The sequence below is a fragment of the Micromonospora sp. H61 genome, from assembly GCF_018070325.1.
GTDB lineage: Bacteria > Actinomycetota > Actinomycetes > Mycobacteriales > Micromonosporaceae > Micromonospora > Micromonospora salmantinae.
Map to the genome: position 1 here is coordinate 1 of NZ_JAGPXY010000085.1, position 25205 is coordinate 25205.

General features: G+C 70.4%; 18 protein-coding genes. 7 read left to right on the top strand and 11 right to left on the bottom strand.

The annotated features are described in order from the left end of the window. Together KBX08_RS28590 and KBX08_RS28595 are read right to left on the bottom strand one after the other, a co-directional pair. Positions 1-625 (bottom strand): PfkB family carbohydrate kinase (locus tag KBX08_RS28590; protein ID WP_210786420.1); only part of this gene is annotated, 625 nt, incomplete at its 3' end. Positions 626-739: 114 nt separating this feature from the next. Then, positions 740-1891, bottom strand: coding sequence for an XdhC family protein (locus tag KBX08_RS28595; RefSeq protein WP_307850675.1), 1152 nt, complete (start codon positions 1889-1891; stop codon positions 740-742). Between the two features lie 370 nt (positions 1892-2261). Here KBX08_RS28595 and KBX08_RS28600 point away from each other — a divergent pair, with 370 nt between their 5' ends. Further along, positions 2262-3350, top strand: a complete 1089-nt coding sequence (locus KBX08_RS28600; RefSeq protein ID WP_210786435.1) for a lytic polysaccharide monooxygenase — start codon at positions 2262-2264, stop codon at positions 3348-3350. Between the two features lie 135 nt (positions 3351-3485). Here the strand turns inward: KBX08_RS28600 and asnB are convergent, their stop codons facing one another. Further along, positions 3486-5447 carry an asparagine synthase (glutamine-hydrolyzing) gene (gene asnB, locus KBX08_RS28605; RefSeq protein ID WP_091405235.1) on the bottom strand — a complete coding sequence of 654 codons (1962 nt, stop codon included), beginning with the start codon at positions 5445-5447 and terminating at the stop codon, positions 3486-3488. Positions 5448-5579: 132 nt separating this feature from the next. Here asnB and KBX08_RS28610 point away from each other — a divergent pair, with 132 nt between their 5' ends. The 3 genes from KBX08_RS28610 (at position 5580) to KBX08_RS28620 (ending at position 11215) form a co-directional block, all read left to right on the top strand. Then, positions 5580-7061 carry an aminopeptidase P family protein gene (locus tag KBX08_RS28610; protein ID WP_210786422.1) on the top strand — a complete coding sequence of 494 codons (1482 nt, stop codon included), beginning with the start codon at positions 5580-5582 and terminating at the stop codon, positions 7059-7061. Positions 7062-7420: 359 nt separating this feature from the next. Next, on the top strand, positions 7421-9289 hold the full coding sequence (locus tag KBX08_RS28615; RefSeq protein ID WP_210786423.1) for a right-handed parallel beta-helix repeat-containing protein: 1869 nt from the start codon (positions 7421-7423) through the stop codon (positions 9287-9289). 294 nt (positions 9290-9583) lie between these two features. Then, positions 9584-11215, top strand: coding sequence for a hypothetical protein (locus KBX08_RS28620; protein ID WP_210786424.1), 1632 nt, complete (start codon positions 9584-9586; stop codon positions 11213-11215). A 68-nt stretch (positions 11216-11283) separates the two neighbouring features. Here KBX08_RS28620 and pulA read toward each other — a convergent pair whose 3' ends face one another. The 5 genes from pulA to KBX08_RS28645 all read right to left on the bottom strand — a co-directional run bounded on the left by pulA (position 11284) and on the right by KBX08_RS28645 (position 19816). Continuing rightward, positions 11284-16779 (bottom strand): pullulanase-type alpha-1,6-glucosidase, encoded by a 5496-nt coding sequence (gene pulA / locus KBX08_RS28625; protein ID WP_210786425.1) that lies wholly within the window; start codon positions 16777-16779, stop codon positions 11284-11286. A 110-nt stretch (positions 16780-16889) separates the two neighbouring features. Then, positions 16890-17573, bottom strand: coding sequence for a cellulose binding domain-containing protein (locus tag KBX08_RS28630; protein WP_210786426.1), 684 nt, complete (start codon positions 17571-17573; stop codon positions 16890-16892). 201 nt (positions 17574-17774) lie between these two features. Beyond that, entirely contained in the window at positions 17775-18449 is a 675-nt protein-coding gene (locus KBX08_RS28635; protein ID WP_210786427.1) for a cellulose binding domain-containing protein, read from the bottom strand. Positions 18450-18546: 97 nt separating this feature from the next. Continuing rightward, on the bottom strand, positions 18547-18936 hold the full coding sequence (locus tag KBX08_RS28640; RefSeq protein ID WP_210786428.1) for a hypothetical protein: 390 nt from the start codon (positions 18934-18936) through the stop codon (positions 18547-18549). A 37-nt stretch (positions 18937-18973) separates the two neighbouring features. Next, on the bottom strand, positions 18974-19816 hold the full coding sequence (locus KBX08_RS28645; RefSeq protein WP_210786429.1) for a hypothetical protein: 843 nt from the start codon (positions 19814-19816) through the stop codon (positions 18974-18976). Positions 19817-19835: 19 nt separating this feature from the next. Here KBX08_RS28645 and KBX08_RS28650 point away from each other — a divergent pair, with 19 nt between their 5' ends. From KBX08_RS28650 to KBX08_RS28660, 3 genes are all read left to right on the top strand, one after another. Continuing rightward, complete coding sequence (locus KBX08_RS28650; protein WP_210786436.1) at positions 19836-20024, top strand: hypothetical protein; 189 nt, start codon at positions 19836-19838, stop codon at positions 20022-20024. A 65-nt stretch (positions 20025-20089) separates the two neighbouring features. Continuing rightward, positions 20090-20812: an alpha/beta hydrolase gene (locus KBX08_RS28655; protein ID WP_210786430.1), complete on the top strand. Its 723-nt coding sequence runs from the start codon at positions 20090-20092 to the stop codon at positions 20810-20812. A 248-nt stretch (positions 20813-21060) separates the two neighbouring features. After that, a complete protein-coding gene (locus tag KBX08_RS28660) occupies positions 21061-22068 on the top strand; it encodes an FUSC family protein (RefSeq protein ID WP_307850676.1) in 1008 nt (335 codons plus the stop codon). Between the two features lie 4 nt (positions 22069-22072). On the opposite strand, the gene KBX08_RS28665 is transcribed toward KBX08_RS28660, so the two are convergent. Genes KBX08_RS28665 through KBX08_RS28675 form a run of 3 tightly spaced genes read right to left on the bottom strand, consistent with a single transcriptional unit; the run spans position 22073 to position 24723 of the window. Beyond that, a complete protein-coding gene (locus KBX08_RS28665) occupies positions 22073-23017 on the bottom strand; it encodes a hypothetical protein (RefSeq protein WP_210786432.1) in 945 nt (314 codons plus the stop codon). Continuing rightward, positions 23014-23499, bottom strand: a complete 486-nt coding sequence (locus tag KBX08_RS28670) for a hypothetical protein (RefSeq protein ID WP_210786433.1) — start codon at positions 23497-23499, stop codon at positions 23014-23016. The genes KBX08_RS28665 and KBX08_RS28670 overlap by 4 nt, the downstream gene beginning before the upstream one ends. A 3-nt stretch (positions 23500-23502) precedes the next feature. Further along, the gene (locus tag KBX08_RS28675) at positions 23503-24723 is read right to left on the bottom strand and encodes a macrolide family glycosyltransferase (protein ID WP_210786434.1); all 1221 of its coding nucleotides are present in this window, start codon (positions 24721-24723) and stop codon (positions 23503-23505) included. Between the last annotated feature and the right edge of the window lie 482 nt (positions 24724-25205).

Below are 25205 nucleotides of genomic sequence, written 5' to 3' on the forward strand. Positions count from 1 at the left end.
GGTACGCCGCCACCCCCTCGACCGGCTCACCGGGATAGAGCAGCACCGCGTCGGCGGCGCTCAGCTTGACCAGGTGCGCGCCGGCGGCGAACTCGGCCACCACCTCGCGCAGCCCTTCCAGCGCGGCCGGCCAGTTCAGCAGCCGGGGGCGTACGTTCGGGTCGAAGACCCGCAGGCCGGTGGCGAGCGACCAGGCCCGGCGGGCGGCGGCCAGCGTGTCGGGTCGGAGCAGCACGATCGAGCCGCAGTAGAGCACGTCGGCGCCCTCCAGCAACGCCAGGTCCAGATCGTCGGGGCCGAACACTCCGTAGGAGGCCGGCTCGCCGTAGAAACGGAAGTCCGGCTCCGGCCCGGCGTACGTGACCACGGCGAGCGTGGTCGGCGCCGGGACCGTGATCGCCCCGGCCACCCCGACGTCGGCAGCGGTGAGGAAGGCGCGGATCCGGCCGCCCAGCGCGTCGTCACCGAGCGAGCCGACGAACTGTGCCGCACCGCCGAGTCGGGCCACCCCGACGGCGACGTTCAGTGGCCCGCCGCCGATGGCCTGCCGGTAGACCCGCTCCCCGTCGAGTTCGCTGTCGAGCAGGTCGACGAGCGCTTCGCCGAGCACCACCGCGTATCCCATGCCGATCCTCTCGTCGTCGCCACCGGCCGCCGCTCGCCGAGCCGGTCGCCGTGGCACCAGGCTGGCACAGCGCACGGCCCGATGGGCACCGAAGGCCACGCACCGACGTGCGCGCTACCCCGGCTGATGGATCGGCCCGTCGAGTACCGCGAGGGGGCGTCCGGTGCCGCCCCACCGGGCCGCGACGATCTGCGCGGCCACACTCACGGCGGTCTCCTCGGGGGTACGACCACCGAGATCCAACCCGATCGGGGAGGCGAGCCGGGCGAGCTGCGCCGGGCTGAGCCCCGCCTCGCTCAGCAGCTTGTGTCGCTCGTCGTGGGTGCGTCGTGAACCCATCGCGCCGACGTACGCCAGCGGGTGGCGCAGCGCAAGCTCCAGCAACGGCACGTCGAACCTGGGGTCGTGGGTGAGCACGCACAGCACCGTCCGCTCGTCGAGCCGATCGGCCGCCAACTCGGTACGCAGGTAGCGGTGCGGCCACTGCACCACGACCTCGTCCGCCTCGGGAAAGCGCCGCGCGGTGGCGAAGACCGGCCGGGCGTCGCAGACGGTGACCCGGTAGCCGAGGAACGCGCCGATCCGGGCCACCGCGGCGGCGAAGTCGATCGCCCCGAAGACGATCATGCGGGGCGGGGTGGCGTACGCGGTCACGAAGAGGCTGACGCCGCCGCCCCGGCGCTGCCCGTGGTACCCGTACCGGAGCATGCCGCTGCGCCCGGCGGCGAGCAGCCCGAGGGCGTCGGTGCTGGCCGCGTCGTCGAGCCGGTCGTCGCCGAGCGAACCGACGGACCGTTGGCCGGTCAGCACCAGCCGCCGGCCGAGCCGCCGGGCCGGGTCGATCGGCCCGGTGCCCGGAGAAGTGCCGACGTCGGCGGCGACGCAGGTGACGATCGCCGCCGGTCGGCCGCCGCGGCGGGCGGCGGCGACCGCGTCCAGCGCCGGCAGGGTGCTCGCGTCGACGCGCTCCACGAACACGTCGAGGATGCCGCCGCAGGTCAGGCCCACTGTGTACGCGTCGTCGTCGCTGATCCCGTAGCGGCACAGCTCGGGTTGGCCGGTGTCGAGCACACGGCGGGCGCGTTCGTAGAGATCGGCCTCGACGCAGCCGCCGGAGACGCTGCCGATGACAGTGCCGTCGGTCGCGACCACCATGGCGGTGCCGGGTGGCTGCGGGGCGGAGTGCCAGGTGGCCACCACTGTGGCCAGCGCGACCGGCTCGCGGTCGCGGCACCGGCGGTGCACCTCGTCGAACACGTCCGGCACCGACTGCCGCCTCTCCGTTCCCGCTCCCCGTACGCAGGATATGGCGTTCAACGGCGATCGGCGGGTCTTCTCATGCATCGAGGAACGACTATTGCGCTCGGCCGCTGCGGCGTGGTGGGATGACGCGTACCGGGCGGTGCGAGGGCTGCGGGCGCCCCCCGGTTGCCGGGTTGGTTAGACGCGAGGGCACCGGTCCCGGACAGGACCGTCGACGGCGCACGTCCACTGGCTGTTTTCCGCCGGGGCACGTCGCCGTGATCGTCGCACCGCTCACGACAGCGGGGCGATCACGCCACATCCCACCCGATTGCGGCGGGGCGGCTCAGCCAGCGCCCCTCGCGAGTCAGGAGAACCCGTGAACCGTTCCCGTATGGCCGCCTTGCTCACCGCGGCCATGACCCTCGCGCTGGGCGTTGTCGCCCTGGCGTCCAATCCTCAGCCGGCCGCCGCGCACGGCGCGGCGATGACGCCGGGCAGCCGCACCTACCTGTGTTGGCAGGACGGCCGCAGCCAGACCGGTGAGATCAGGCCGAACAACCCCGCGTGCTCCGCGGCCGTGGCGCAGAGCGGGGCGAACTCGCTGTACAACTGGTTCAGCGTGCTGCGCTCCGACGCCGGTGGCCGGACCACCGGCTTCATCCCGGACGGGCAACTGTGCAGCGGCGGCGCAACCGGTTTCCGCGGCTACGACCTGCCCCGCACCGACTGGCCGCTGACCCACCTGACCGCCGGGGCGCGGCTGGACTTCAAGTACAGCAACTGGGCGCACCACCCGGGCACGTTCTACTTCTACGTCACGAAGAACAGCTGGAGCCCGACCCGGGCCCTGGCCTGGAGTGACCTGGAGGAGCCGTTCCTGACGGTGACCAACCCGCCGCAGCGCGGCTCGGTCGGCAGCAACGACGGGCACTACTACTTCAGCGGCAACCTGCCGTCGGGTAAGAGTGGCCGGCACATCATCTACTCCCGCTGGGTCCGCTCGGACTCGCAGGAGAACTTCTTCGGCTGCTCCGACGTGACCTTCGACGGCGGCAGCGGCCAGGTCACCGGTGTGGGTCCGGGCGGTACGCCGACCGATCCGCCGACCGACCCCACCGATCCGCCGACCGACCCGACGGATCCGCCGACCGACCCGACCACCCCGCCGCCGTCCGGCGGTGACTGCATGGCCACCTACAAGGTGTCCAGCGCCTGGCAGGGCGGTTTCCAGGGCGAGGTCACGATCATGAACCACGGCAGTACGCCGTTCGCCGGTTGGACAGCGAGCTGGACCTGGCCCAACGGGCAGGCGATCAGTCAGATCTGGGGTGCCACCCAGACATCGTCCGGCTCGACGGTGACGGCGACGAATGTCGCCTACAACGGCACAGTCGCACCGAATGGCACCACGACGTTCGGCTTCCTGGCGAGTTCCACAGGAACCAACGGGCTCCCCACAGTCACCTGCGCCCGCCGCTGACCACCACCCCACCACCACCCTGAAATGATCAAGAGGTTTGCGTCACCGGAACCGCTCCGAATGACGCAAACCTCTTGATCAACAGGTGGGGCAGGGGTCAGCAGGTGGGGCAGGAGTCAACAGGTGGGGCAGGGGTCAGCGGACCATGGAGCCGACCACCGGCTTCGTGAGCAGGGCGGACTGGTTGCGCTGGATACCCGGGTCGAGGGTCTTTGCCACGAAGATCGCGTGCCAGATGCAGAAGATCAGCACCGTCCACACCTTGCGGGAGTGGTCGGCCTCCTCCCGCTTGTGCTCGTCGAGCAGGCGCAGCGCGTACGACAGGTCGAGCAGGTCACCCGCGCCCGAGGTGCTGAGCACGTGCCGTGCCCACTCGTACATCTCGCCACGCAGCCAGACCCGGGTGGGGGTCGGGAAGCCCAACTTCTTGCGGTTGACGATGGCCGGCGGCACGACACCCTGCAACGCCTGACGCATCGCGTACTTGGTGGCGTCGGAGCGCGGCGGCAACTTCAGGTCGACCGGAATCTTCGCCGCGACGTCGAAGACCTCCCGGTCGAGGAACGGCACCCGCACCTCCAGCGAGTGCGACATCGAGATCCGGTCTGCCTTGACCAGGATGTCGCCGCGCAGCCAGGTGTAGAGGTCGACGTACTGCATCTTGGTGACGTCGTCGAGCTCCGTGCACTCGGCGTAGATCGGGGCGGTGACGTCCGTGTAGCGCACCGAGGGGTCGTAGCGGCGCATCAGGTGCTGCTTCTCCTCCTCGGTGAACATCCGGGCGTTGCCGTAGTAACGCTCCTCGATCGGGGTGGTGCCGCGCTCCAGGAAGCTCTTGCCCTTGACCCCCTGCGGGATCGCCTTGGAGACCGCGCGCAGCCCCTTCTGCACACCGCCGGGCAGACCGTTGACGGTGCCCAGCGACAACGGCTCCCGGTAGATCGTGTAACCGCCGAAGAACTCGTCCGCGCCCTCGCCGGAGAGCACCACGGTGACGTGCTCGGCGGCCTTCTTCGCCACGAAGTAGAGCGGCACCAGCGCCGGGTCGGCCACCGGGTCGTCCAGGTGCCAGACGATCTTCGGCAACGCGTCGATCATGTCCTGCGGACCGATCTTGGTGGGGATCGTGGTGACGTCGAGGTGCCGGGCCGAGTCCTGGGCGACGTCGATCTCCGAGTAACCCGGCACGTCGTAGCCGACGGTGAAGGTGAGGATGTTCGGGTTGAACTCCCGCGCCAGCGCCACCACCGCCGTGGAGTCGATGCCACTGGACAGGAACGAGCCGACTGGCACGTCGGAGCGCATGTGCATGCGCACGCTCTCCCGCAGCGTCTCGCGGATCTCGTGGTAGAGCTTCTGCTCGTCGTCGACCGGGGCCGGCCGGAACACCGGCCGATACCACCGACGTACGTCGATCCGGCCGCCCGGGGTCCAGTTCAGGTACTCCCCCGAGCCGATCCGGCTGATGCCCTTGTGCAGGGTGCCGGGCTCGGGGACGTACTGCAGGGTCAGGTAGTGGCTCAGGTTCGCCGTGTCGACGCCCGCGTCGCCCTGGTAGTTGCTGTGCGCGAACGGCAGCAGCGCCTTCTTCTCCGAGGCCAGGTAGAGGCCGTCGGCGGTCTCCAGGTAGTGCATCGGCTTGATGCCGAAGTAGTCGCGGGCACCGAACGCCCGGCGTTCCTGCCGGTCCCAGATGACGAAGGCGAACATGCCCCGCAGCCGGGTGAGCACCTGCTCACCCCAGAAGTGGTAGCCCGCGACGATCACCTCGCCGTCACCGGCGGTGGCGAACTGGGCACCGAAGTTTCTGATCAACTCCTCGCGAAGCTCGATGTAGTTGTAGATCTCGCCGTTGAAGGTCAGCAGGTAACGGCCGTTCGCGTAGGGCAGTGGCTCGTGGCTCGACGCGACGTCGATGATGGCCAGCCGCTTGTGGGCGAACACGCCGTCCGCGTACCGGCCGGAGGCGTCGCCGACCACCTCGACCCCGGTCTCGTCGGGGCCGCGGTGGTGCAGGCATTCCAACGCTCCGGCGATGTGGTCGCGATGCGCTGCGGCGTTGCCGTTCGCGCTGAAGAAGGCCAGAAGTCCGCACATGGTGGCCATCTTTCCACGCGCGCTGTCGGCCCTTGCAGCCGTCCGTCGATCCACCCGACTCCCAGGGGGCGTTACCGCCAACCGGACGCGCGGTACCGTCGGGACCAGCAACGAAGCGGAGGGAGCGGCGCAATGACCGAGGGACAGACCGACGGTACGCCGACGGACGGTACGGAATCGCACGATCCGGACTTCCCGGAGGCGTTCCTGTCCTTCATGCGGCAGGGCTGGAGCGACACAGCGCTCCCCGTGACGCCCCGCCCGGAGACGCCCAACTACGCCAAGCGGCGGGCGGCCCTCTCGGCGGCCTTCCCCGGCGAGACGCTGGTGATCCCCACCGGCACCGAGAAGGTCCGGGCCAACGACACCGACTACCCGTTCCGGCCGGGCAGCGACTTCGCCTACCTGACCGGCGACCACGACGCCGACAGCGTCCTGGTGCTGCGCCCGAACGGCTCGGGGCACGACGCGACGCTGTACATGCGGCCCCGGTCCTCCCGGGAGACCGACGAGTTCTTCCGCAGCCGCAACGGCGAGCTGTGGGTGGGCCGGCGGCACACCCTCGGCGAGAAGTCGACCGAGCTGGGCCTGCCCACCGCCGACCTGACCGGCCTGGAGGCGACGCTCGCCGACCTGGCTCCGGGGCGTACCCGGGTGTTGCGCGGTTTCGACGCCCAGGTGGACGCCGCCGTCCGCTCCTACGACGGGCCCCGCACCGAGGGCCAGCCGGCCCGGGACCGCGAGCTGGCCATCGCCATCTCGGAGATGAAGCTGGTCAAGGACGAGTGGGAGATCGGCCAACTCCAGGACGCGATCGACGCCACCGTACGCGGCTTCGAGGACGTCGCCCGGATCCTGCCGGCCGACCGTGCGGTCTCCGAGCGGCTGCTGGAGGGCGTCTTCGCGCTGCGGGCCCGCCACGACGGCAACGACGTCGGGTACGGCTCGATCGTCGGTGCCGGCGAGCACGCCACGATCCTGCACTGGGTGCACAACCACGGCGCCACCCGACCGGGTGACCTGCTGCTGATGGACATGGGTGTCGAGGGCCGCAACCTCTACACCGCCGACGTCACCCGGGTCCTGCCGGTGAGCGGCCGGTTCACCGCGCTACAACGCCAGGTCTACGACATCGTGTACGCCTCGCAGCAGGCCGGCATCGAGGCCATCCGCCCCGGGGTGAAGTTCAAGGACGTCCACCTGACCTGCATGCGGGTGCTCGCCGAGGGCCTGTCCGAGCTGGGTCTGCTGCCGGTGAGCGTGGACGAGGCGATGGACGAGAAGTCGACCGTCTACCGGCGGTGGACGCTGCACGGCTTCGGCCACATGCTCGGCATCGACGTGCACGACTGCTCCAACGCCCGCAAGGAGACGTACCGCGACGGCGCGCTGGGCGAGGGCTACGTGCTCACCGTCGAGCCTGGTCTGTACTTCCAGCCGGAGGACGAGCTGGTCCCCGCCGAGCTGCGCGGTGTGGGCATTCGGATCGAGGACGACGTGCTGGTCACCGCGACCGGCGCGGTCAACCTGTCGGCCGGGCTGCCCCGCACCTCCGACGAGGTGGAGACCTGGCTGGCCGAGCAGCGCGAAGCCGGCCCCCGCCTGCCCGGCTGAGCCGGCTGTCTGCAGGGGCTGGTGGATCAATCCCCCGCCCCTGGCCCGTCCGCCCCTGGCCCGTCCACCCCTGGCCCGCCCGCCCCTTCTTGAGGGCTGGCGGCCAGGGGTTTCTGTTGTGATCCACCCGGGGGCCAGCAGCGATCGGTACCTGCGCTGCACGGACCCTTTCCACCGGCCCGGACCGGTTGGCCGCCCTCACCTGACCTGCGCCGAATGCGTGGTTGTCTCGGATAAGTCCGCATCGCGAAGATGGTTCTCATACGGTGTGGATCAGAGGCTACAACCCATTTGTAGCTGGTCGTGGCGCCTCGGGCGGTGCGATCCCGTCTGGTAGCAGGAAAGGGCGGAAGGCTCTGATGTCCAACGACGTAACGAGTACCGACGGCGGGGCCTCGACAGCTCCGCCAACACGGCGAAGGCGGGCGCTCTGGGTCGCCGGCGTGGCCGGGCTGACCGGCGTGGTCGGCCTGGCGGCTCTCGGCGGCGTCGCCGCTCGGGACGACAAGCCGAAGTCCGACCAGGTGTCGGACGCGCAGCCGTCGACCAACCGACAGAACGTCAGCGACGACGGCGGCGCGGACAAGGGCGGCGCAAAGGACGACGGCGGTCAGGACGACGAGTGGAGCGGCGACGACTGGAGCGGCTTCGACGACCACTCCGGCAAGGATGGCAAGGACCGCAAGGACGGCAAGCACGACGAGAAGGACCGCACGAAACAGGTCCCGTGCGACACCGACAAGCTGATCCAGGCGATCACGTTCGCCAACAACGAGGACGGCGGTGTGCTGGAACTGGCCAGGGGGTGCACCTACACCCTGACCCGCAACCAGGAGGGCAACGGCCTCCCGGTGATCACCGAGCACATCACCCTCAAGGGTGAGCACACCACCATCGGCCGCGAAGCCACTGCCGACTACTTCCGCATCCTCAACGTCGGCGCGGGCGGGCACCTCACTCTCAAGGGCCTGAGTATCAGGGGTGGCCAGACCCTTCAGTCCCCGATGACCGCCGACCCGGCGACGGTCTGGGCACCGTACTCGACAGTGGCCAAGCCGGCGGCCGCGACCACACCCGGCGCCAAGCCGGCAGCGGCAGCAGCAACGAAGCCCGCAGCAACCGCTGCCAAGCCGGTCGCCAAGCCCGCCGTCGAGGCCAGCGCCAAGGCGGCGCCAAACAAGGCAGCGCCCGCCAAGGCCATCGCCAAAGCAGCACCAGCCAAGGCCCCGGCGGCAGCGACCAAGGCCGCGCCGACGGCCACCAAGGCCGCCGCCGCCACGCCGGCAGCCGCCAAGCCGGTAGCCGCAGCGGCGAAGCCGGTGGGTGCCGGTACGGCGGTAGTGCCGCTGGTCGAGCAGCCTGGGTTCACTGACGGCGCCGGGGTGCTGGTGCAGCCCGGTGGTCGCGCGGAGATCCTGGACAGCGAGTTGCTCTACAACCAGTCCGGTGGCAACGGCGGCGGGCTGGCCAACTTCGGCAGCACCAGGCTCAGCAAGACAACGGTTGCGCACAACACCGCCTTCTTCTTCGGCGGCGGCATCTTCAACGCCGGCGTACTCCAGGTCGACGAGTCGAAGATCAAGGACAACACCGGGATCATCGGCGGCGGTGGCATCTCCAACGGCGCTGCCGACATCTTCACCGAGGACGTCGACGGCGGCTCGGTCTGGGTCTACAAGAGCGAGATCACCGACAACGAGACACTCGGCTTCGGCGGCGGCGTCCTGGATGTCGAGGGCACCACGACGTTGCACCAGACGACGGTCAGTGACAACACCGCGGTGCTCGACGGTGGTGGCGTCGCGGTGGCGGACAGCCAGCTCACCCTCAAGGACGCCACGGTGGTCAAGAACAGCGCCGCTCGCGATGGTGGCGGCCTGGCGGTGACCTTCGACAGCGTCGCGACGGTCGAGAACAGCAGGATCAACGACAACACCGCCGGCTTCTCCGGCGCCGGCCTCTTCAACGACGACAGCGTCACCACGCTGCGCGACAGCGAGGTGGTGGGCAACCGGGCCGTCGGTCCGTTCGGCCGTGGCGGCGGCATCCTCAACACCGAGGGCAGCGAGGTCACGCTCCAGCGGACGAAGGTGGCGCACAACTTCTCCACCCTTGAGCCGGGGGGCATCTTCAACAGCCTCGGCGGCCAAGTGACGCTGGACGACGAGTCCGCCGTCACCGCCAATCGCCCGACCAACTGCTTCAACGTTTTGGACTGCTTCGCCTGATCGGGTGGGGCTGAACCACATAGAAGAGGGCGCGCCCTTCCGAGCCGTGACCGGCTCGGAGGGGCGTACCCATTTGGGCAGCTCAGGAGCGTGCAGGCCGGCTTGGGTGGCCGTGTGTCGGTCCGGCCCCCGCTGGGGGCAACATGAACCGAATGTGGGCTTCTCTCGGATAAGCCCGCGAGGCGAGGAACCTTCTCATACGGTGGTTTTGGGAGCTACAACCGATTTGTAGCAGGGGACGCCCGTCTGACGGCGGCGACCCTGTCTGGTACGAGGAGAGGGCAGAGAGCTCCGATGTCCAACTACCTAACGAACAACGAAGCCTCCGGGCGGGCGACGGCCAAGAGCCGCCGCAAGCTCTGGCTCGCCAGTGGCGTGGCCGGTTTGACGGGCGTGATCAGTCTCGCGGCGGTGGGCGTCGCGGGCAGCGCCGGAGCGGTCGGCTTGAACTGGAACACCGCGCAGGTCAGCAAGGACGGCGACCAGCGGGGTGACGAGGGACGCGACTGGGACAAGGACAAGAACCGGGACGACAAGGACCGGGACAAGGACCACGAGCGCGGGAAGGAGGTGCCCTGCGACACCGACAAGCTGATTCAGGCGATCGTGTTCGCCAACAACAAGCACGGCGGTGTGCTGGAGCTGGCCAAGGGCTGCACCTACAACCTGACCCGCAACGACTACGAGGGCAACGGCCTGCCGGTCATCACCGAACGGATCACGCTCAAGGGCGAGCACACCACGATCTCTCGGGAAGCCACGGCGGACTACTTCCGCATCCTCAACGTCGGCGCCGGTGGTCACCTCACCATCAAGGGCCTGACCATCAAGGGCGGGCAGACCCTCGAACTGGAGAACGGCGTGGAGCCGGCCGCGGTCTGGGCTGCCTACTCGGACTCCGAGGCGCTCGCCGCGCAGGTGAAGGCGGGCACCCCGTTGGCCCAGGCGCTCACCGCGCGGCAGGCCAACCCGAAGGCGGGCCTGAAGGCCGCGCCGAAGGTCACCCCGAAGGCCACGCCGGGCGTCGTCACGCCGCTCGTCGAGCAGCCGGAGGAGAACGACGGCGCCGGAATCCTGGTTCAGCCGGGTGGCACCGCCGAGATCCTGGAGTCCGAGGTCGTCCTGAACCAGTCGGGCGGCAACGGTGGTGGTGTGGCCAACTTCGGCGCCACGAAGATCTGGCACAGCACCGTCACCCGTAACACCGCCTTCTTCTTCGGTGGCGGTGTCTTCAACGCCGGGCTGCTCAAGGTCGAGGAGTCGAAGATCAAGGACAACACCGCCGTCATCGGTGGTGGCGGTATCTCCAACGGTGCCGCGGAGATCTTCACGGACGACGTCAACGGCGGAACGGTCGAGCTCAAGAAGGCCGAGATCACCGACAACGAGACGCTCGGCTTCGGTGGCGGTTACCTCGACATCGAGGGCAACACCACGGCGTACGAGACCAAGTTCGTCTCGAACACCGCGGTTCTCGCCGGTGGCGGTATCGCTGCGGCGGACAGCCAGATGAACCTGCACCACGTCACTGTGGAGCGCAACAGCACCGCCGGTGTCGGTGGCGGTGTGGCCATCGCCTTCGACAGCGTGGCCACCTTCGAGAAGAGCAGCATCAAGGACAACACCGCCGGCTTCTTCGGCGGCGGGCTCTTCAACGCCGGCAGCATCACCACGCTGCGCGACAGCGAGGTTGTCGGCAACCGGGCCGTGGGCCCGATCGGGGTCGGCGGCGGCATCTTCAACATCTTCGGCGAGGTCAACCTGTCGAAGACGAAGGTCGCCCACAACTTCTCCACCTTCGAGCCGGGCGGTGTCTTCAGCTTCTTCGGAGACGTGAACGTGGACGACAAGTCCGCCATCACCGCGAACCGTCCGACCAACTGCCTGGCCATCCCGGGCGGCACGATCGACAACTGCTTCGCCTGATCGATCACGTAGCACCAGCACAACGGACCGGCCCCCTTCCGCGAGACGCGGAGGGGGGCCGGTTCATGTCACTTCTGGACGAAGACCGCCACGCTGCGCGCCGGTACCGTGAACGTGCCGGTCGCCGGGTCGAACGAGGCGGTACGCAACACCGGGTCGGCCGAGTCGACAAGCACCGGGTGCGGTGCCACGTCCGCTCCGCGCAGTCCGGTCACCGTCTGGTCGGCCGCCGACGGGGTGCTGTTGAAGACGACGGTCAGCGACTTCCACGGCCCGCCCAGCCCACCGGCGTCCAGGGTCATGGTCAGCACACCCGGCGTCTCCTGCGCGCCGGACAGCGGGAACGCCACCCTCCGCTGTACCTGCTCGGCGGTGGCGAGCCCGAACACCGGCGACGACGCCCGGATGCGCAGCAACTCGGCGTACCGGGCGTCGGTCGTGTTGATCGCCGCGCAGTCCGGCACCAGCGCCGGGTCGGCCAGCAGCGGCTTCGCGTACGACCACTTGTCCTCGTTGTCGGGCGTGGGCGGCAGACCGGCGCCGAACCCGTTGCCCCGTTCACAGCCCCAGCGGATCTGGTTGAACCAGTCACCGGAGTTGTACGAGTTGCGGTCCAACGACTTCGACCGCAGCCGCTCGGTGCCGGCGGTGACGAACCCGGTGCCCTGTCCCAACACCACGGTGCCCAGCGCAAGCACCTGCATCCGTGAGCGGTCCGCCGCCGTCGTGGCCTGCGGCAGTTTGTACGCCAGCGCGTCGTACAGGATCTCGTTGTCGTGCGCGTCGGCGTAGGTGACGGCCTCGCCCGGCGCGGCGGTGTAGCCGGCCGGGGAGCCGTTGTAGTCCACCTGCGCCCCGGTGACCTCACGCCCGGCGGTGTCGGTGAACCGGTAGCCGCGCAGGTTGCCGGTGAGCCCCACCTTGATCAGGTCGTGGGCGTGCAGGAGCCGGGCCTTCTGCTCGGCCGGTGACCCGTTGACCGCGTCGCCGTTCGGGTCGGTGTAGAGCCCGGAGGCGAAACCCTGCACCCGGGGGTTGGCGTCGAACGGTCCGCCGCCACGCACCGCGTCGCGCAGCCGGTCGTTGAAGGTGCCGATGCCGGTGCCGGCCATGTTGGCCTGGGTGGCCTGGACGAAACGGGCGTCGTTGGCGACCTCGCCGAAGTTCCAGCCCTCGCCGTAGAGCATGATCGCCTTGCCGTCGACGCCGTCGCGGGCGACGGTGAGCCGGTCCAGTGCCGCCCGGACGGCCAGGATGTTCGCCTTCGGGTGGTGGCCCATCAGGTCGAAGCGGAAGCCGTCCACCTTGTACTGCCGGGCCCAGGTGACCAGCGAGTCGACCACCAGTTTGCCCATCATGGCGTGCTCCGGGGCGGTGTTGGCGCAGCAGGTGGAGTTGGCCACGGTGCCGTCCTCCAGCAGCCGGTGGTAATAGCCGGGCACGATCTGGTCGAGCACCGACTTCGCGTCGGTGCCGGCCGCCGACGTGTGGTTGTAGACCACGTCCATGACCACCCGCAGCCCGGCGTCGTTCACCCCGGCGACCATGCGCCGGAACTCGGTGGTCCGCGCCGCGCCGACCGGGTCGACGGCGTAACCGCCCTCGGGCACCGTGTAGTGCAGCGGGTCGTACCCCCAGTTGTAGCCGTCGGTTTCGGCGACCGCCGCCACGCACCTCTGCTGCTCGGCCGAGTCCGGCGGCAGCGCCGCCAGGTCGCAGGCCGGCTCGCGCTGGTCGGCCCGCTTCTCCGGGATCGTCGCGAAGTCGAACGCCGGCAGCAGGTGCAGGTGGGTGACCCCGGCGTCGCCGAGCGCCCGCAGGTGGGTCATGCCGGCGGTCTTCGGATCGGTGAACGCGAGGAAGGTCCCCCGCCGCTCGGCCGACACCGTGTCGTCGGCGATGGAGAAGTCCCGCACGGACAGCTCGGTGATCTGCGCCTTCGCGGCCGGCACCGGTGCCGGTTTGCGCAGCGTGCGCCACCCGGGGGGTGCCAGCGCCGGATCGTTCAGGTCGACGAGCTGGCTGTGCGTGGAGTCCGCGGCGAGGGCCACCGAGTACGGGTCGGTCACCGACGCGGTGACCACCTTCTGCGCCGCCGGCTGCCACGCCCGCACCTCGTACCGGTAGAACTTGCCGGTCCAGGTGTGGTCGCCGCGCACCGACCAGACGCCGGTGCGGTCGTCGCGGCGCATCGGCACCGTCTTCGGTGCGGCGGTGGGCGAGTCGAACAGGTGCAGGCGCACGCTGTGGGCGGTCGGCGCCCACAGCGCGAGGCTCGGCGTCCGCCCCGCGAACGTGGGCCCGAGGGTGGCGTCGGTCGCCCGGGAGTAGACGTCGTCGAGCACGCCGGGGATCTGCACGCCGGTCGCGGCGAGCAGCGCACCCTCGGCGTCGCGTTCGGTGACCAGCAGCTGCCCCCGCAACGCCGCCGGGACCTTGGCCAGGTCCGCCCGGTCCAGGGCAAACCTACGGTACGACCACAGGTGCGGGAACCTGTCGCGTTGGGCCTCGGTGAGCCCGTTGCGCTGCGCCCGCAGCGGCAACGTGGTGTACGTGCCGGTCAGCTCGCCGTCGACCACGCTGACCCCGCCGGTGGGGGCGGTGACCAGCGCGTACGTCTTGCCGTCGGTCGGCGGGGTCTGCCAGGCGACTGTGGACCGGTCGATCCAGTGCGCCTTCTGCTTGGCGATGTCGGTGTCTCCGCTGGCGGTGGTGGCCGTCGACGGCAGCAGGCGCCCCGGCGTGGCGGCGAGCAGCCACACCTCCCGGCCGGCGCTGGCGAAGTCGAGCCGCTGGTCGTCGGGCAGGTCCTTGGTGTCGCCCTGGTGGATGATGTAGTTCAGGCCGGTGGCGCCGGCCGCCAGCGGCACCCGGAACACCGCCCCGAACGCGTCAGTCCTTGTGGGCTTCAGCGGCGCGGACCACTCGGTCGGGTTGGCCGCACCGTCCCACACGTGCAGGCCCCAGCCGTCGTAGTTGTCGTCGGCCCGCCGGTAGTGGAGCACGGCGGTGCCCTCCTCGACCGGCGGCTCCGGTTCACCGACGGCCGCCTGCCTGCTCGGGTAGATCGCCGGGTCGCCCTGCTTGAGCCAGATCTCGCCGGTCCGGGTGACGTCGATGCTGCGGTCCTGGGCGACGTCCTTGGTGCCAGCCTTGTCGACAACCAGGAAGTTCACCGACGTCGCGCCCGGCTTGAGTTTCACCCAGGCGAACCGGCCGTAGGAGTCCTCCCCGGCGAACGGCTGCCCCTTCGGCCACTCGGTGACGTACGCGGGGTCGATGTCTCCCCAGGCGTACAGCCCCCAGTCGTCGTACCCCCCGGCCGGGCGCTGGTAGTGCACCACCGCCCATTCCCGGGAGCTGCCCTGCGGCGGGGTCCCCACGGCGGCGGTGGACCGGGCGGTGGCGGTACGGCCCCGGCCGTCGCGGACCACCGCCTTGTACTCGACACGGGTGCCGCCGGCCAGGCCGGTCAGGTCGTGCTGCACTGTGTACGGGGCGTGGTCGGCGCTGCCCAGCAGCGTCCACCGGCCGCCGGCCACCCGCGCCGCGACGGTGACGGTCGCCAGCGGGTCGCCGGTCACCCGGGCGGTGACCGCCGCGCGGGTGGCGACCGCCGCGTCCGGAACCGGGCTGGTGATGGTGATGGTCGGCTTGTCGGCCGCTGGTGCGATGGGTTTGCCGGCCCGGTACACCGCCGCCGACAGCGGCGGCACGGTCAGGGTCAGTTCCCCGTCACCGCTGGCCTTCGCGTCGCCCGAGCCGCCGTAGATGCCGGTGAAGGTGGCGCCGGCCGACCAGGTGTCCACCGTGACAGTCTGCGCGGTGTCGGCGTTGTTCACGGCCACCACGTACTCGGTGCGGTCGGCCGGGGCGATCCGGGAGGCGGCGAAGACGCCCGGCCCGTCGGCCGCGTACCGGGTGACCTGCACGCCGTCGCGCAGCGCCGGATGGGCCTGGCGCAGCCGGCCCAGGTCGGCGATGGTCCGGTACAGCGGGTGGGTCGGGTCGAACTGGTCGCTGGAGTGCGTGCGGTCGGTGCCGAGCAGGTCGTCGTCGAGGTAGTCGGGAACCTTCGACGCGAACATGTCCTGGCGGGCGTCCTTGTCCCCACCCGGGCCGGTGAAGCCCTGTTCGTCGCCGGAGTAGACCACCGGCTGACCACGGGTCAGGAACATCAACTGGTGCGCGAGCTGGTCACGACGCAGGTGGCTGGCCGGGTCGCTGCCACCACCGGCGATGAACGATCCGATCCGGCCCATGTCGTGGTTGCCGAGGAAGGTGGTCAACCGGCCCGCGTCGGTGTCCCGGGCCGCGTAGAGGTCGTCGCGGGCGTACACGTCGGCGAGCGCCTTCGCGGAGCCGGCGCCGGCGGTGAAGCCCCGCGCGGCCTCCTGGAAGGCGAAGTCGAGGGTGGCCGGCAGGCCACCCTGGCGGACGTAGCTGGAGCTGATCTCCGGGTCGGCGCTGTACACCTCGCCGAACATGAAGAAGTCCTTCTTGCCGGCCTTCTCCGCGGCCCGCTCGATGCCCTGGCTGAACTGCGGCCAGAAGTCCATGTTGACGTGCTTCACGGTGTCCAGTCGGAAGCCGTCGACGCCGGTCGCGCCGATCCAGTCCCCGTACGCCTTGGTCAGGCCCCGGACCACCTCGGGACGCTCGGTCCACAGGTCGTCGAGGCCGAAGAAGTCGCCGTACTCGCTGTTCTCGCCGGCGAAGGTGGAGTCACCCCGGTTGTGGTACATGGTGGCGTCGTTCAGCCAGGCCGGGACCTTGACGCTCGCGTCCTTCGGTTCGGCGAACGTCGGCGTGTACGGGAAGGACTCCTTGTCGACCGGCGGGAACGCCCGGGAGCCGTCGGCGTAGTTGCGCTCCTCGAACGCCCGGCCCTGCGCGTCGGTGTACGGCGCTGTCGCCTTGTCCACGTACGCGTACTTGTCCTCGGCGTACTTGATCACGTCGGCGGTGTGGTTGACGATCACGTCGAGGTAGATCTTGAGGCCGCGCTGGTGGGCGAGTTTGACCAGTCGCTTCATCTCTTCCATGGTGCCGAAGTGCGGGTCCACCTGGGTGAAGTCGGTGATCCAGTAACCGTGGTAGCCGGCCGAGATGTCGTTGCCGGCTCCCTGCACCGGCCGGTTCTTGAAGATCGGGGCGAGCCAGATGGCAGTGGTGCCCATCCCCTGGATGTAGTCCAACTTGTCGATGACGCCCTTGAGGTCGCCGCCGTGGTAGAAGCCCTTGTCGGTCGGGTCGAGGCCGGTCCGCAGCCGGTCGCCGGTGAGGCCGCCCCGGTCGTTGCGGGGGTCTCCGTTGGCGAACCGGTCCGGCAGGACGAAGTAGAACTGCTCGGCTCGGGCGGAGTTGCCGCCGGCCTTCAGCAGCGCCTCGGCGGTGGGTTCGGCACGCCACTGGGTCGCGCCGCCGATCGCGAGTGTGGCGCCGTCGGACGGCCGGGGGCCCGCGGCGGCGGGGTTCACGGCGACCGGAGCGCCGACGAGCGTGACGGTGAGCAGGGAGGCAAGGGCCAGCAGGGCAGTGCGCGGTATCGGCGGGGGTTTCATCGACGCCTTCCTCTGGTCGCTGATTGGCCGCACGCTAACCCTTGCCGAAACATTCTGCAATACCTTGCAAACATGGTCGCAACACAGCAGCATCCTTGCGGAATCGACGCTCAGAGTCCGTTGCAGCGGACCCCGTCCACACTGCACTCCCGTGGCGTGTGGAACGCCCGCTCCATGTGGAACCGCAACGACACCGAACCGCCGGGCGACACGTCGACCCCGCTGACGTACGTGAAGCCGTCGTCGGACTGACGGATCGTCCCCTGTGGGACGCCCTCCACCCAGGCGGTCACCAGCCGTCCACCGGAGAACTCCAACCGCACCGTCCAACCACGGCTCCGGGTGGACGTGTTGACCATCGCCACCTCGCCGATGAAACCGCCGTCGAAGCTCTGCACCACCCGGTACCGCCCGGTCATCGCCGGCTGCCCCGGCGCCGCCCGGCTCGGCGACCGCGTCGCCGACGGCCTCCCGATCGGACCGCCAGTCGGGTCGGCCGACGGTGACCCGGACCCGGCCGCGGCGCTCGGCGGCAGCCCGCTCGCACGGCCGGATACCCCTGGCAGCACCGGCGCTGGAGACGGCACCGAGGTGGGCGCGCTCGGCGCCACCACTGCGGACGGCACCGGCAGTGCCGGCGGTTGCGCGCCGTCCGGCGCAGGGCTACGTCCCCGGTACGCGCCCAGGGCCACGATGAGCAGGACCACCATCACGACGACACCGGCGCCGACCACGATCCAGGGCGACGTGGCGATCGCCACCGGACCGTGTGGCGGGCGCGGAACACGGCGCATGCCGGACATGTACCTCCTTCAGCGGACCGTCCGCGCAGCGTAGCGATCGGCGGCCCGACCCGGAAAGCCTTGGCGGCGCGGCGGTCCAGCGGCGCGGCGTTCTAGCGGTGCAACGGTTTAGCGGTGCGGCGGTCTAGTGGTGCGGGCGGTGCGGCGGTCTAGCGGTGCGGGCGGTCGGCGGTCTGGCGGCGGAGTGCTGGCTCAGCCGATCCGGCAGGCGACCCCGTTGACAGTGCACTTGGCCGGTCGCTGCGCCGAGTCACCCCAGCCGACGCGCAGCCGCACCGTCCGCGAGTCACCCGCATCCAGCGAACGGGTGCCGCGCAACACGAACTCCCCGTGCCCGCGCCCCCGCACCGAGACGCCCGAGTCATCACTTACTCGCAGAGTCCACGTGTCGTCGTCGAACACCAGCTCCACCTGCCAGTCCATCGACCGACTCGACTCGTTGGCGATCGCCAGCACCGCCGCTTCCCCGTCCCAGCCGTTCGAACCGACCTCGTACCGGGCGCTGACAGTGTCGTCCGCCGACGGCGCCATCAGGACGCCCGTCCGCCCGGGAGTCGGCGAGCCGGTGACGCTGGCCCGCGGTGACGGCGTCCGACTACTGCGCGACGGTCGCGGCGACACCGAGCGTCGCTCCACAGCGGCCGGAGTCGGCCCACCGGTGGCCGACGCGGCGGCCGGCACGGTCGGCAGGAACGCCGGAGGCGCAGCCTGCGGCGGCGCGTCCCGCTCCCTGGTCCGAAACGACAACAGCGCGATCACCAGGAGCACCACCAGCGCGCACACACCGAGCAGCACCACGATCCACGGCACCGACACCAACAGCCGCGCCGCCCGCGAATCTGCCGCACCGTCCGGCCGCACCGCCATCAGGTCTCCCCTCGTCCCCACCGACGCGACAGCGTAGCCAGCGCCGCCCGGACCGGAAACCGGGCGGGTACGGATCGGGCCGACCGGCCCCCGTCGGTCAGCCCGTCCGGACGACAGTGCAGATCAGTGGTCCGTCGTCCGAGATGCGCAGCAGGTACCGGTACCGCTCCCCCGGCACCTGCCGCCCCCGACTGTCCAGGAACTCCCACTCCACCGCCACCATCGTCAACAGCGCGGACACCGGCTGCACGTCGTCGATCCGGGCGTGGGCCGCCACCAACTCCCGGTCCTGATAGTCGGGTGCGGCGCCCACGAAGGACAGCGCCACCGCCGCCGCGGACGTGAACGAGAAGCTGTAGGTGTCGGCCACCACCAGCCCCGGCAGGGCGTAGCAGCCGGCGATGGCCGGCAGGTCGCCGGAGGTCAACGCCACGCCGTACCGGTCGAAGAAGTCGGCCAACGTGTCAAGATCCGTGGAGGCGTTCACGGTCACAGCAATTGCCGGTCACCGCACGGGTCAAACCTCAGCGCGGCGGTACCTGAACCTCGATCTCGGAACCCAACCGGGCGTCGGCGGCCAGACCCAGGTCGTCCCCACTCCAGAACCGCCCCGGGTCATACCAGTTCGGACGCCGACCCGCCGGCAGCAACCCCATCGCCTCATAGGTCACCGCCACCACCTCGGCGCAGTACGCCGTCTCCAGCGCCCGGTCCCGCTCCCCCGCCGATCGGGCCGAGCTGACCGGGCCGGAGGGGTTGGCGCGGTCGGCCGGGGTGGGGCGGTCGGCCGGGGTGGCGCGGTCGGCCGGGGTGGGGCGGTCGGCCGGGGTGGGGCGGTCGGCCTGGTCGGCTGGGTCAGGGCGAGGTGTCGGCTGGCCGAGGCGTGACAGCGCCGACAGCCGACCGAGGTGCGGCAGCGCGGGAAGCCGGCCGGGGCGCGGCAGCGCCGGCACCCGACCCCGCACCCAGCGCCACGCCAACTGGGCGGTCGACGGGAACGGCGTGCCGTCCAACCGCGCGATCGTCCGCAGGACAGCCCGCTCCATCTCCGCGTCGGCCGGCGGGTCGAGCTGCCGCAGCCAGGCCCGTTGGCCGTACCGATTGGCCCAGACGCAGACCGCGTCCCGCAGGTCGTGCAGCTGGACGCCGCGTTGGTGGCCGCCCGACCACAGGTCCGGCAACGACCTGCCCAACTCCGCGTGCCACATCAACGGCGGCATGTCGTCCAGCACCACCGCCATCCCGACGTGGTTCACCGGGCTGTTGGTGGTGAACTGGATCGCCCGGTCCGGCACGCTGCGACCCCGGAACACCCACACGTCACCGGTGCGGGTCAACTCGACGGCCTCATCCAGGCTGATGCTCATGAGGGACTAGCCTAGGCCGATGCGGCAACGAATGCGGTGGTGGAAGGTTCTCGGGCTGGCCGGGCTCGCCGGCGTCGCGGCCTCCGGTGTGGTCATCGCGCGGGCCGAACGGCGTCGGCGCGCGTACACCCCCGAGGAGATCCGGCGGCGGCTGCTGGAGCGGCACGCCCAGGCCGGCGACGCCGCGAAACCCGGCGATCCGACCTGATCCACGGTCCTCTGTAGATCATCGTTGGGGCAGCCGGGCAGGTTGATGATCGATACGATGAGGCAATGACGACGCCCGTCGCACAACGGCCCTTCGTCCTGTCCACCCCGGCCGCGCCGGTCGAGCGACACGGCAACGTCGACCTGCACCTGCCCACCCACACCGGTCCTTCGCCGGCCGTCGTGGTGGTGCACGGCGCTCCGCTGCCACCCGACGCGCCCGACCCCCGCGACTGGTTGCTCTACCGCGGCTACGGCGCGCTGCTCGCCGCGAGCGGCGTGGTCGGCGCGCTGGTCAGCTACCAGGTGTCCGACCTGTCGGCGCTGCCCGCCGCAGCCGACGACATCGCGGCGATGGTCGAGCAGGTCCGCGCCGATCCGCGGGTCGACCCCGAGCGGGTGGTGCTGTGGTTCTTCTCCGGCGGCGGCCTCTTCGCGGCCGACTGGCTGCGCGTCCCGCCGCCATGGCTACGCGGGATCGCACTGACGTACCCGCTGCTCGTCCCGTTCCCCGGCTGGGAGGTCGACGCCCGGTTCCTGCCGGTCGAGGCACTCAGCTCCGGCACGGGCGTGGCACTGGTGCTGACCCGCGCCGGCCAGGACATCCCGCCGGTCCTGGCCGGCATCGACGCGTTCCTCCCCGCAGCGACCGCCCAGGGCTGGCCGATGCGGATGATCGAGGTGCCGGACGGCCAGCACTCCTTCGACATTCTCAACCACGGCCCGCAATCCGAGGCAGCCGTCCTGGCGGCCCGCGACGCGGTCCTGGAGTTGCTCGGCGCCGGCTGACCCACTGCGCCGGCCGAATACCCTCCGCGCGCGGAGGCGCAGGCTTCCGTCGGTGCCGCATCAGATTGGGGATCTCTCGCACCCGACGTTCGCCGTCGTACGACGATCGTGAGAGAGCCGGTCGATGGCGGGGGTGAGAGGTGCGCAGCAGACGTCGGGGTGCCCGACCGGCGGAGAGTGCGCTGCGCGAGGGCCGGGAGGCCTACGAACGGCTTCGCACCTACCTCATCCTCGCGGTGCAGGCGGGGGTGGCCGCCGGGTTGGCCTGGTTCGTCGCCAGCGACGTGCTGCACAATCCGCAGCCGCTGTTCGCACCCGCCGCCGCGGTCGGCACCATCGCGGCGGCCGTCGGTAATCGGGCCCGTCGAACTCTCGAACTTCTCGCCGGGGTGTTCCTGGGAGTGCTGGTCGGAAACGGGATCATACGGTTCATCGGGGCGGGACCGATACAGACCGGTGTGGTCGTGGCACTGGCCATCTCGGCGGCAGCCGTCTTTCGCGGCACCGGAGCCGTCATGGTGCAGGCGGGAAGCACCGCCGTCCTGCTCGGCACGGTGTCTCCGGACCGGCCGGACCTGGCCGTGCCCCGCACGGCGAATGCGCTGGTCGGTGTGGCGGTGGCCATCGTGGTGGCCTTGCTGATTCTGCCGCTCAATCCGGTGCGGATCGTGCGCCGCGCCGCTGGTCCGACAGTCGATGCCATCGCCCGGGAGATGACAGCCATCGCCAGTGCGCTGTCTCACCGCGACGTGCGGCAGGCCGAGGATGCCCTGCAGCGACTGCGTGCGGCAGAGGCGCAACGACGAAACACGGCCGACGTGGTCGCCGCAGCATGCGAAGTCGCAATTCTTTCACCCTGGCGGCGCAGACGGCTGGGCATCATGCGTCGGTACGCGCGGGCGGCCGAGCACCTTGAACTCGCCTACACCAGCAGCCGCGAGATGGTGCAGTGGGCGGTGTCGGCACTACACGCCCGGGAGACGCTGCCGGCCGGCCTCTCCACGGCGATCGAGCACTTCGGCCAGGCGTTCAGGCTCCTGCATCGTGACTTCCTGGCCGGACGGGAGCCGGACCGCGCGCGGGAGCGAGCGCTACAGGTGATCAGTGACATCAACGAGGCATGTGCCGAGGGTGTCGGGTCCTCCGGGGCTGTCGTCGTCTCGCAACTGCGCGTTGTCGTCAGTCAACTGCTCCAGATCTCCGGGCTCCCTCAGCCGGAGGCGAACCAGCAGGCCGGTTTGAACGCCGACGTGTGAGCGTTCAGGGCAGCGGGCCGTCGGTCTCCGCCGTCCGGCTGAGGCGGTCCCGGATCAGCGCGAGCACGGTGTCGGTGGTCCGGTCGAGGTGGCTGCGCCCGTCGGGCAGGCGGGCCTCCGGGGCGATGTAGCTGCGGGGACCGATGTGCGTGGCAGGGTCGAGCCGGTGCACGGTGATCTTGCCTTCGCGGTCGGCCCGGTTCCATCCGCTCCAGCGGAACAGCCGCCACCGCTGCGGGAAGATCCAGGTGCCGACTCGCTCGATCCAGTCGCCGGCACTGGTGAGCTGGTAGAGGTGCTGGGCGTGGGTGATGTCGTTGGCACCGTTGTGGAACCCGCCGAGAGTGATCAGCCAGAGCGGGGTGCGCAGTTCGGACCACAGTTCGTTCACCGCACCGCTGGCGACCTGGGCGCCACCGCTGTAGCTGAGCAGTACCACGGGTATACCGCTGTCCGGCCGGTAGCCGGCGACCTGGAGTTCGGTGGCGATCTGCGCACCGACGGCGCGGTTGTAGAGGGGGCGGTAGCGGCGGTCGGCGGCGACGAAGATCTGCATCACGTTGTGCAGGAACAGCAGCAGCCCGACGCGGCGGCGCACCCAGGTCCAGACCGGCCGGTCGGCGAGCGGCACGGCCAGCGGGGAGTAGGGCTGCACCTGGCCCAGCACCCGCAGCTCCGGCGCTCGATTGATCAGGGCCTTGACCAGTCGGCCACCATCGCGGGTGTCGTGGAAACGGCGCTTCCCGATGCCGTCGAGATAGACCAGGTAGGCGTCCGGAGGGCGGTCCGGATCCGCCCCGCGGGCGTAGGACATGCCCTCGGGGCGGGAGATGGTGGGTGTGCGCCAGCCTGCGGCGTAGACCAGCACCTCGTAGCGGGCCAGCAGGGCCTCGGCGATCAGCACCAGTCCCAGCCCTCCGAGCAGCAGCAGGAGCGCCAGTCCGATCACGCGACTGACTCCGGTGCTCGTCTGGTGTTGAGCTTCACGACGAGGCGACGGACGGCCTCGACGGAGACGCCGAGCCCGACTCCCGCGACCGCTACGCAGCCGGCGGCCTCCCACCACCCAACGCCGGCCACCGTGGCGAGCGCACCGGCGAGGCCGGCGCCCACTCCCACCATGAGCAACAGGTGCAACAGTGGCCCAAGAAGCGGGAACGCGAGGACCCCGGCAAGCACCAGCGGAGCAGCCAGCCCTGGTGTCCAGATCAGTGCGTCGGACGGTGCGGTGGGCAGCACCAGACCGGCTACGGCCCACGCGGACAGCGGCCAGAGCGCGAACACCGCGCCGTCAACGATCGCGCCCGCCAGCAACAGGCTGACCACTCTCACGTGCGACACGCCGGACAGGCGTGCCACCACCGGCAGGAGACGCCCGGCGGCTTCGGACAGCCCGGCGACAAGCAGCAGGATGGCGACGACGGAAGACATCGGTCAGCCCTGTGGTGGCAGATCGGCGAGACCCGGCTGCGTGACCGAGCCGGTCTGCTGCACGAAGTGCTCGAGTACGTCGGCGGCACGCGCATAGCCGCCCGCCTGACGCTGGGCGACCTGCAGGGTGCTCGCGGCGGCCCGGAATCGAGGCTCGTCGAGCAGGCGCTGGGCGAGGGCCCGCACGGCCTCCACCGTGACGTCCTCGGTGCGGATCGACAGGCCGGCATCGAGCTCGACGATGCGGGAAGCCACCAGCAGTTGGTCGGCGCCCTGCGGGACCACCAACATCGGGGTGCCGGCGTACAGGGCCTCGTTGACGCTGTTCACCCCACCGTGGGTGATGAACAGCGCCGCACGGGCCAGCACCTCCAACTGCGGGACGGAACGGTAGGCGAGCACGTTGTCCGGTAGCGGGCCAAGCGCGGCAGGATCGGTGTGTCCGGTGGAAATGACCAGGGTGCCACCCAGCCTGGCCAGCGCGTCGGCGAAGGTGCGCAGCAACTGCGGGGCGTCGAACACCGTGCCCATCGAGGCGTACATCACCGGGTCCCGCAATCGATCGACCGGGAACGACGAGTCCGCTCGACGGGCACCGATGCTGGGTCCGACGAACTGATAGGACTGGTCGAAACTGTCCGCCTCGGGGTGGAACGCCCGCGAGGTGTAGACCAGGTTGAGCGGCTGACGGATGTTGGCCAGGTCAATCAGGGGCAAGGCGCGTGTGTCGTACCGGCGGCGCAGCTCCCACCGCGATCTCAGGTACCCGACGGTCGAGCGGGGAAGGGCCGCGGCCGCGCTGAGCAGCTCCCAGGAGCCACGGGTCGGGCTGGGCACGTACCGGTTGAAGGCGAACGTGGTGAACGACGATGCCGGCGGCACGCCGAGTTCCCGGGCGACCACCGGCCCCCACGGGCAGAGGGAGTCGTGCACGATCAGATCGGGCCGGACGCCCCGCAGGTCGGTGAGGACGGCGGGCAGCACGCGTACGGCGGTATGCGCAAGCTGCTCCATCACCGTGACGGGCGTCGGCGGGCCGGAGAGCGGTAGGTCGTCCCCGGGGTAAAGGAAAACCCGTGCCCCGGTGGCCGCGATCTGCTCGGCGTAGGCCGGCGTCGTGTGATAGGTGACGGAGTGACCACGACGCACAAGCTCACCCACAACGGGCAATGTCGGGTTGATGTGCCCGTGCATGGCGATGTTCAGGAATGCCATCGTGCTCATCGGCCAACCCCGGGCGGGGAAGGAGCCAGAGCCCGGCATGTTGCAGCGTCCATGATCCACCCCTCTCGGTCAGAGCCTAGATGTTGCCTCATGGCAGTGCGTCGTGGACCAGGTACTCGACTCGTCAGCGGCCGGTTCCGCATGATCGTGCTCGATCCCCGACCAGCGCAACCAGGCATGATCCACTCGTCTTTCCTGAAGTCGGGGTATCCCCCGGCACCGGGACACCTCCGTGAAACCGAATGGATCATGACAGCACGGCCGCGTGTCGGCTCCGTCCGGTGGGCAGGGCTGGACGGTTGGGCGGGTTGTCTGGTTTGACCCCGCCTGTCGGGTGGTCGGGGCCACCCCGGTCGCGGAATCGTGGGCCGGGCCGGGTCGTTATACCTGGCAGACCACCGCGACTGTCCCGGTCGTGGGGCGCGGCAGCCGCCCGGGAACACCCGGCAGGCCGCCCCGGTTACATCCCCCGCAACGCCCGA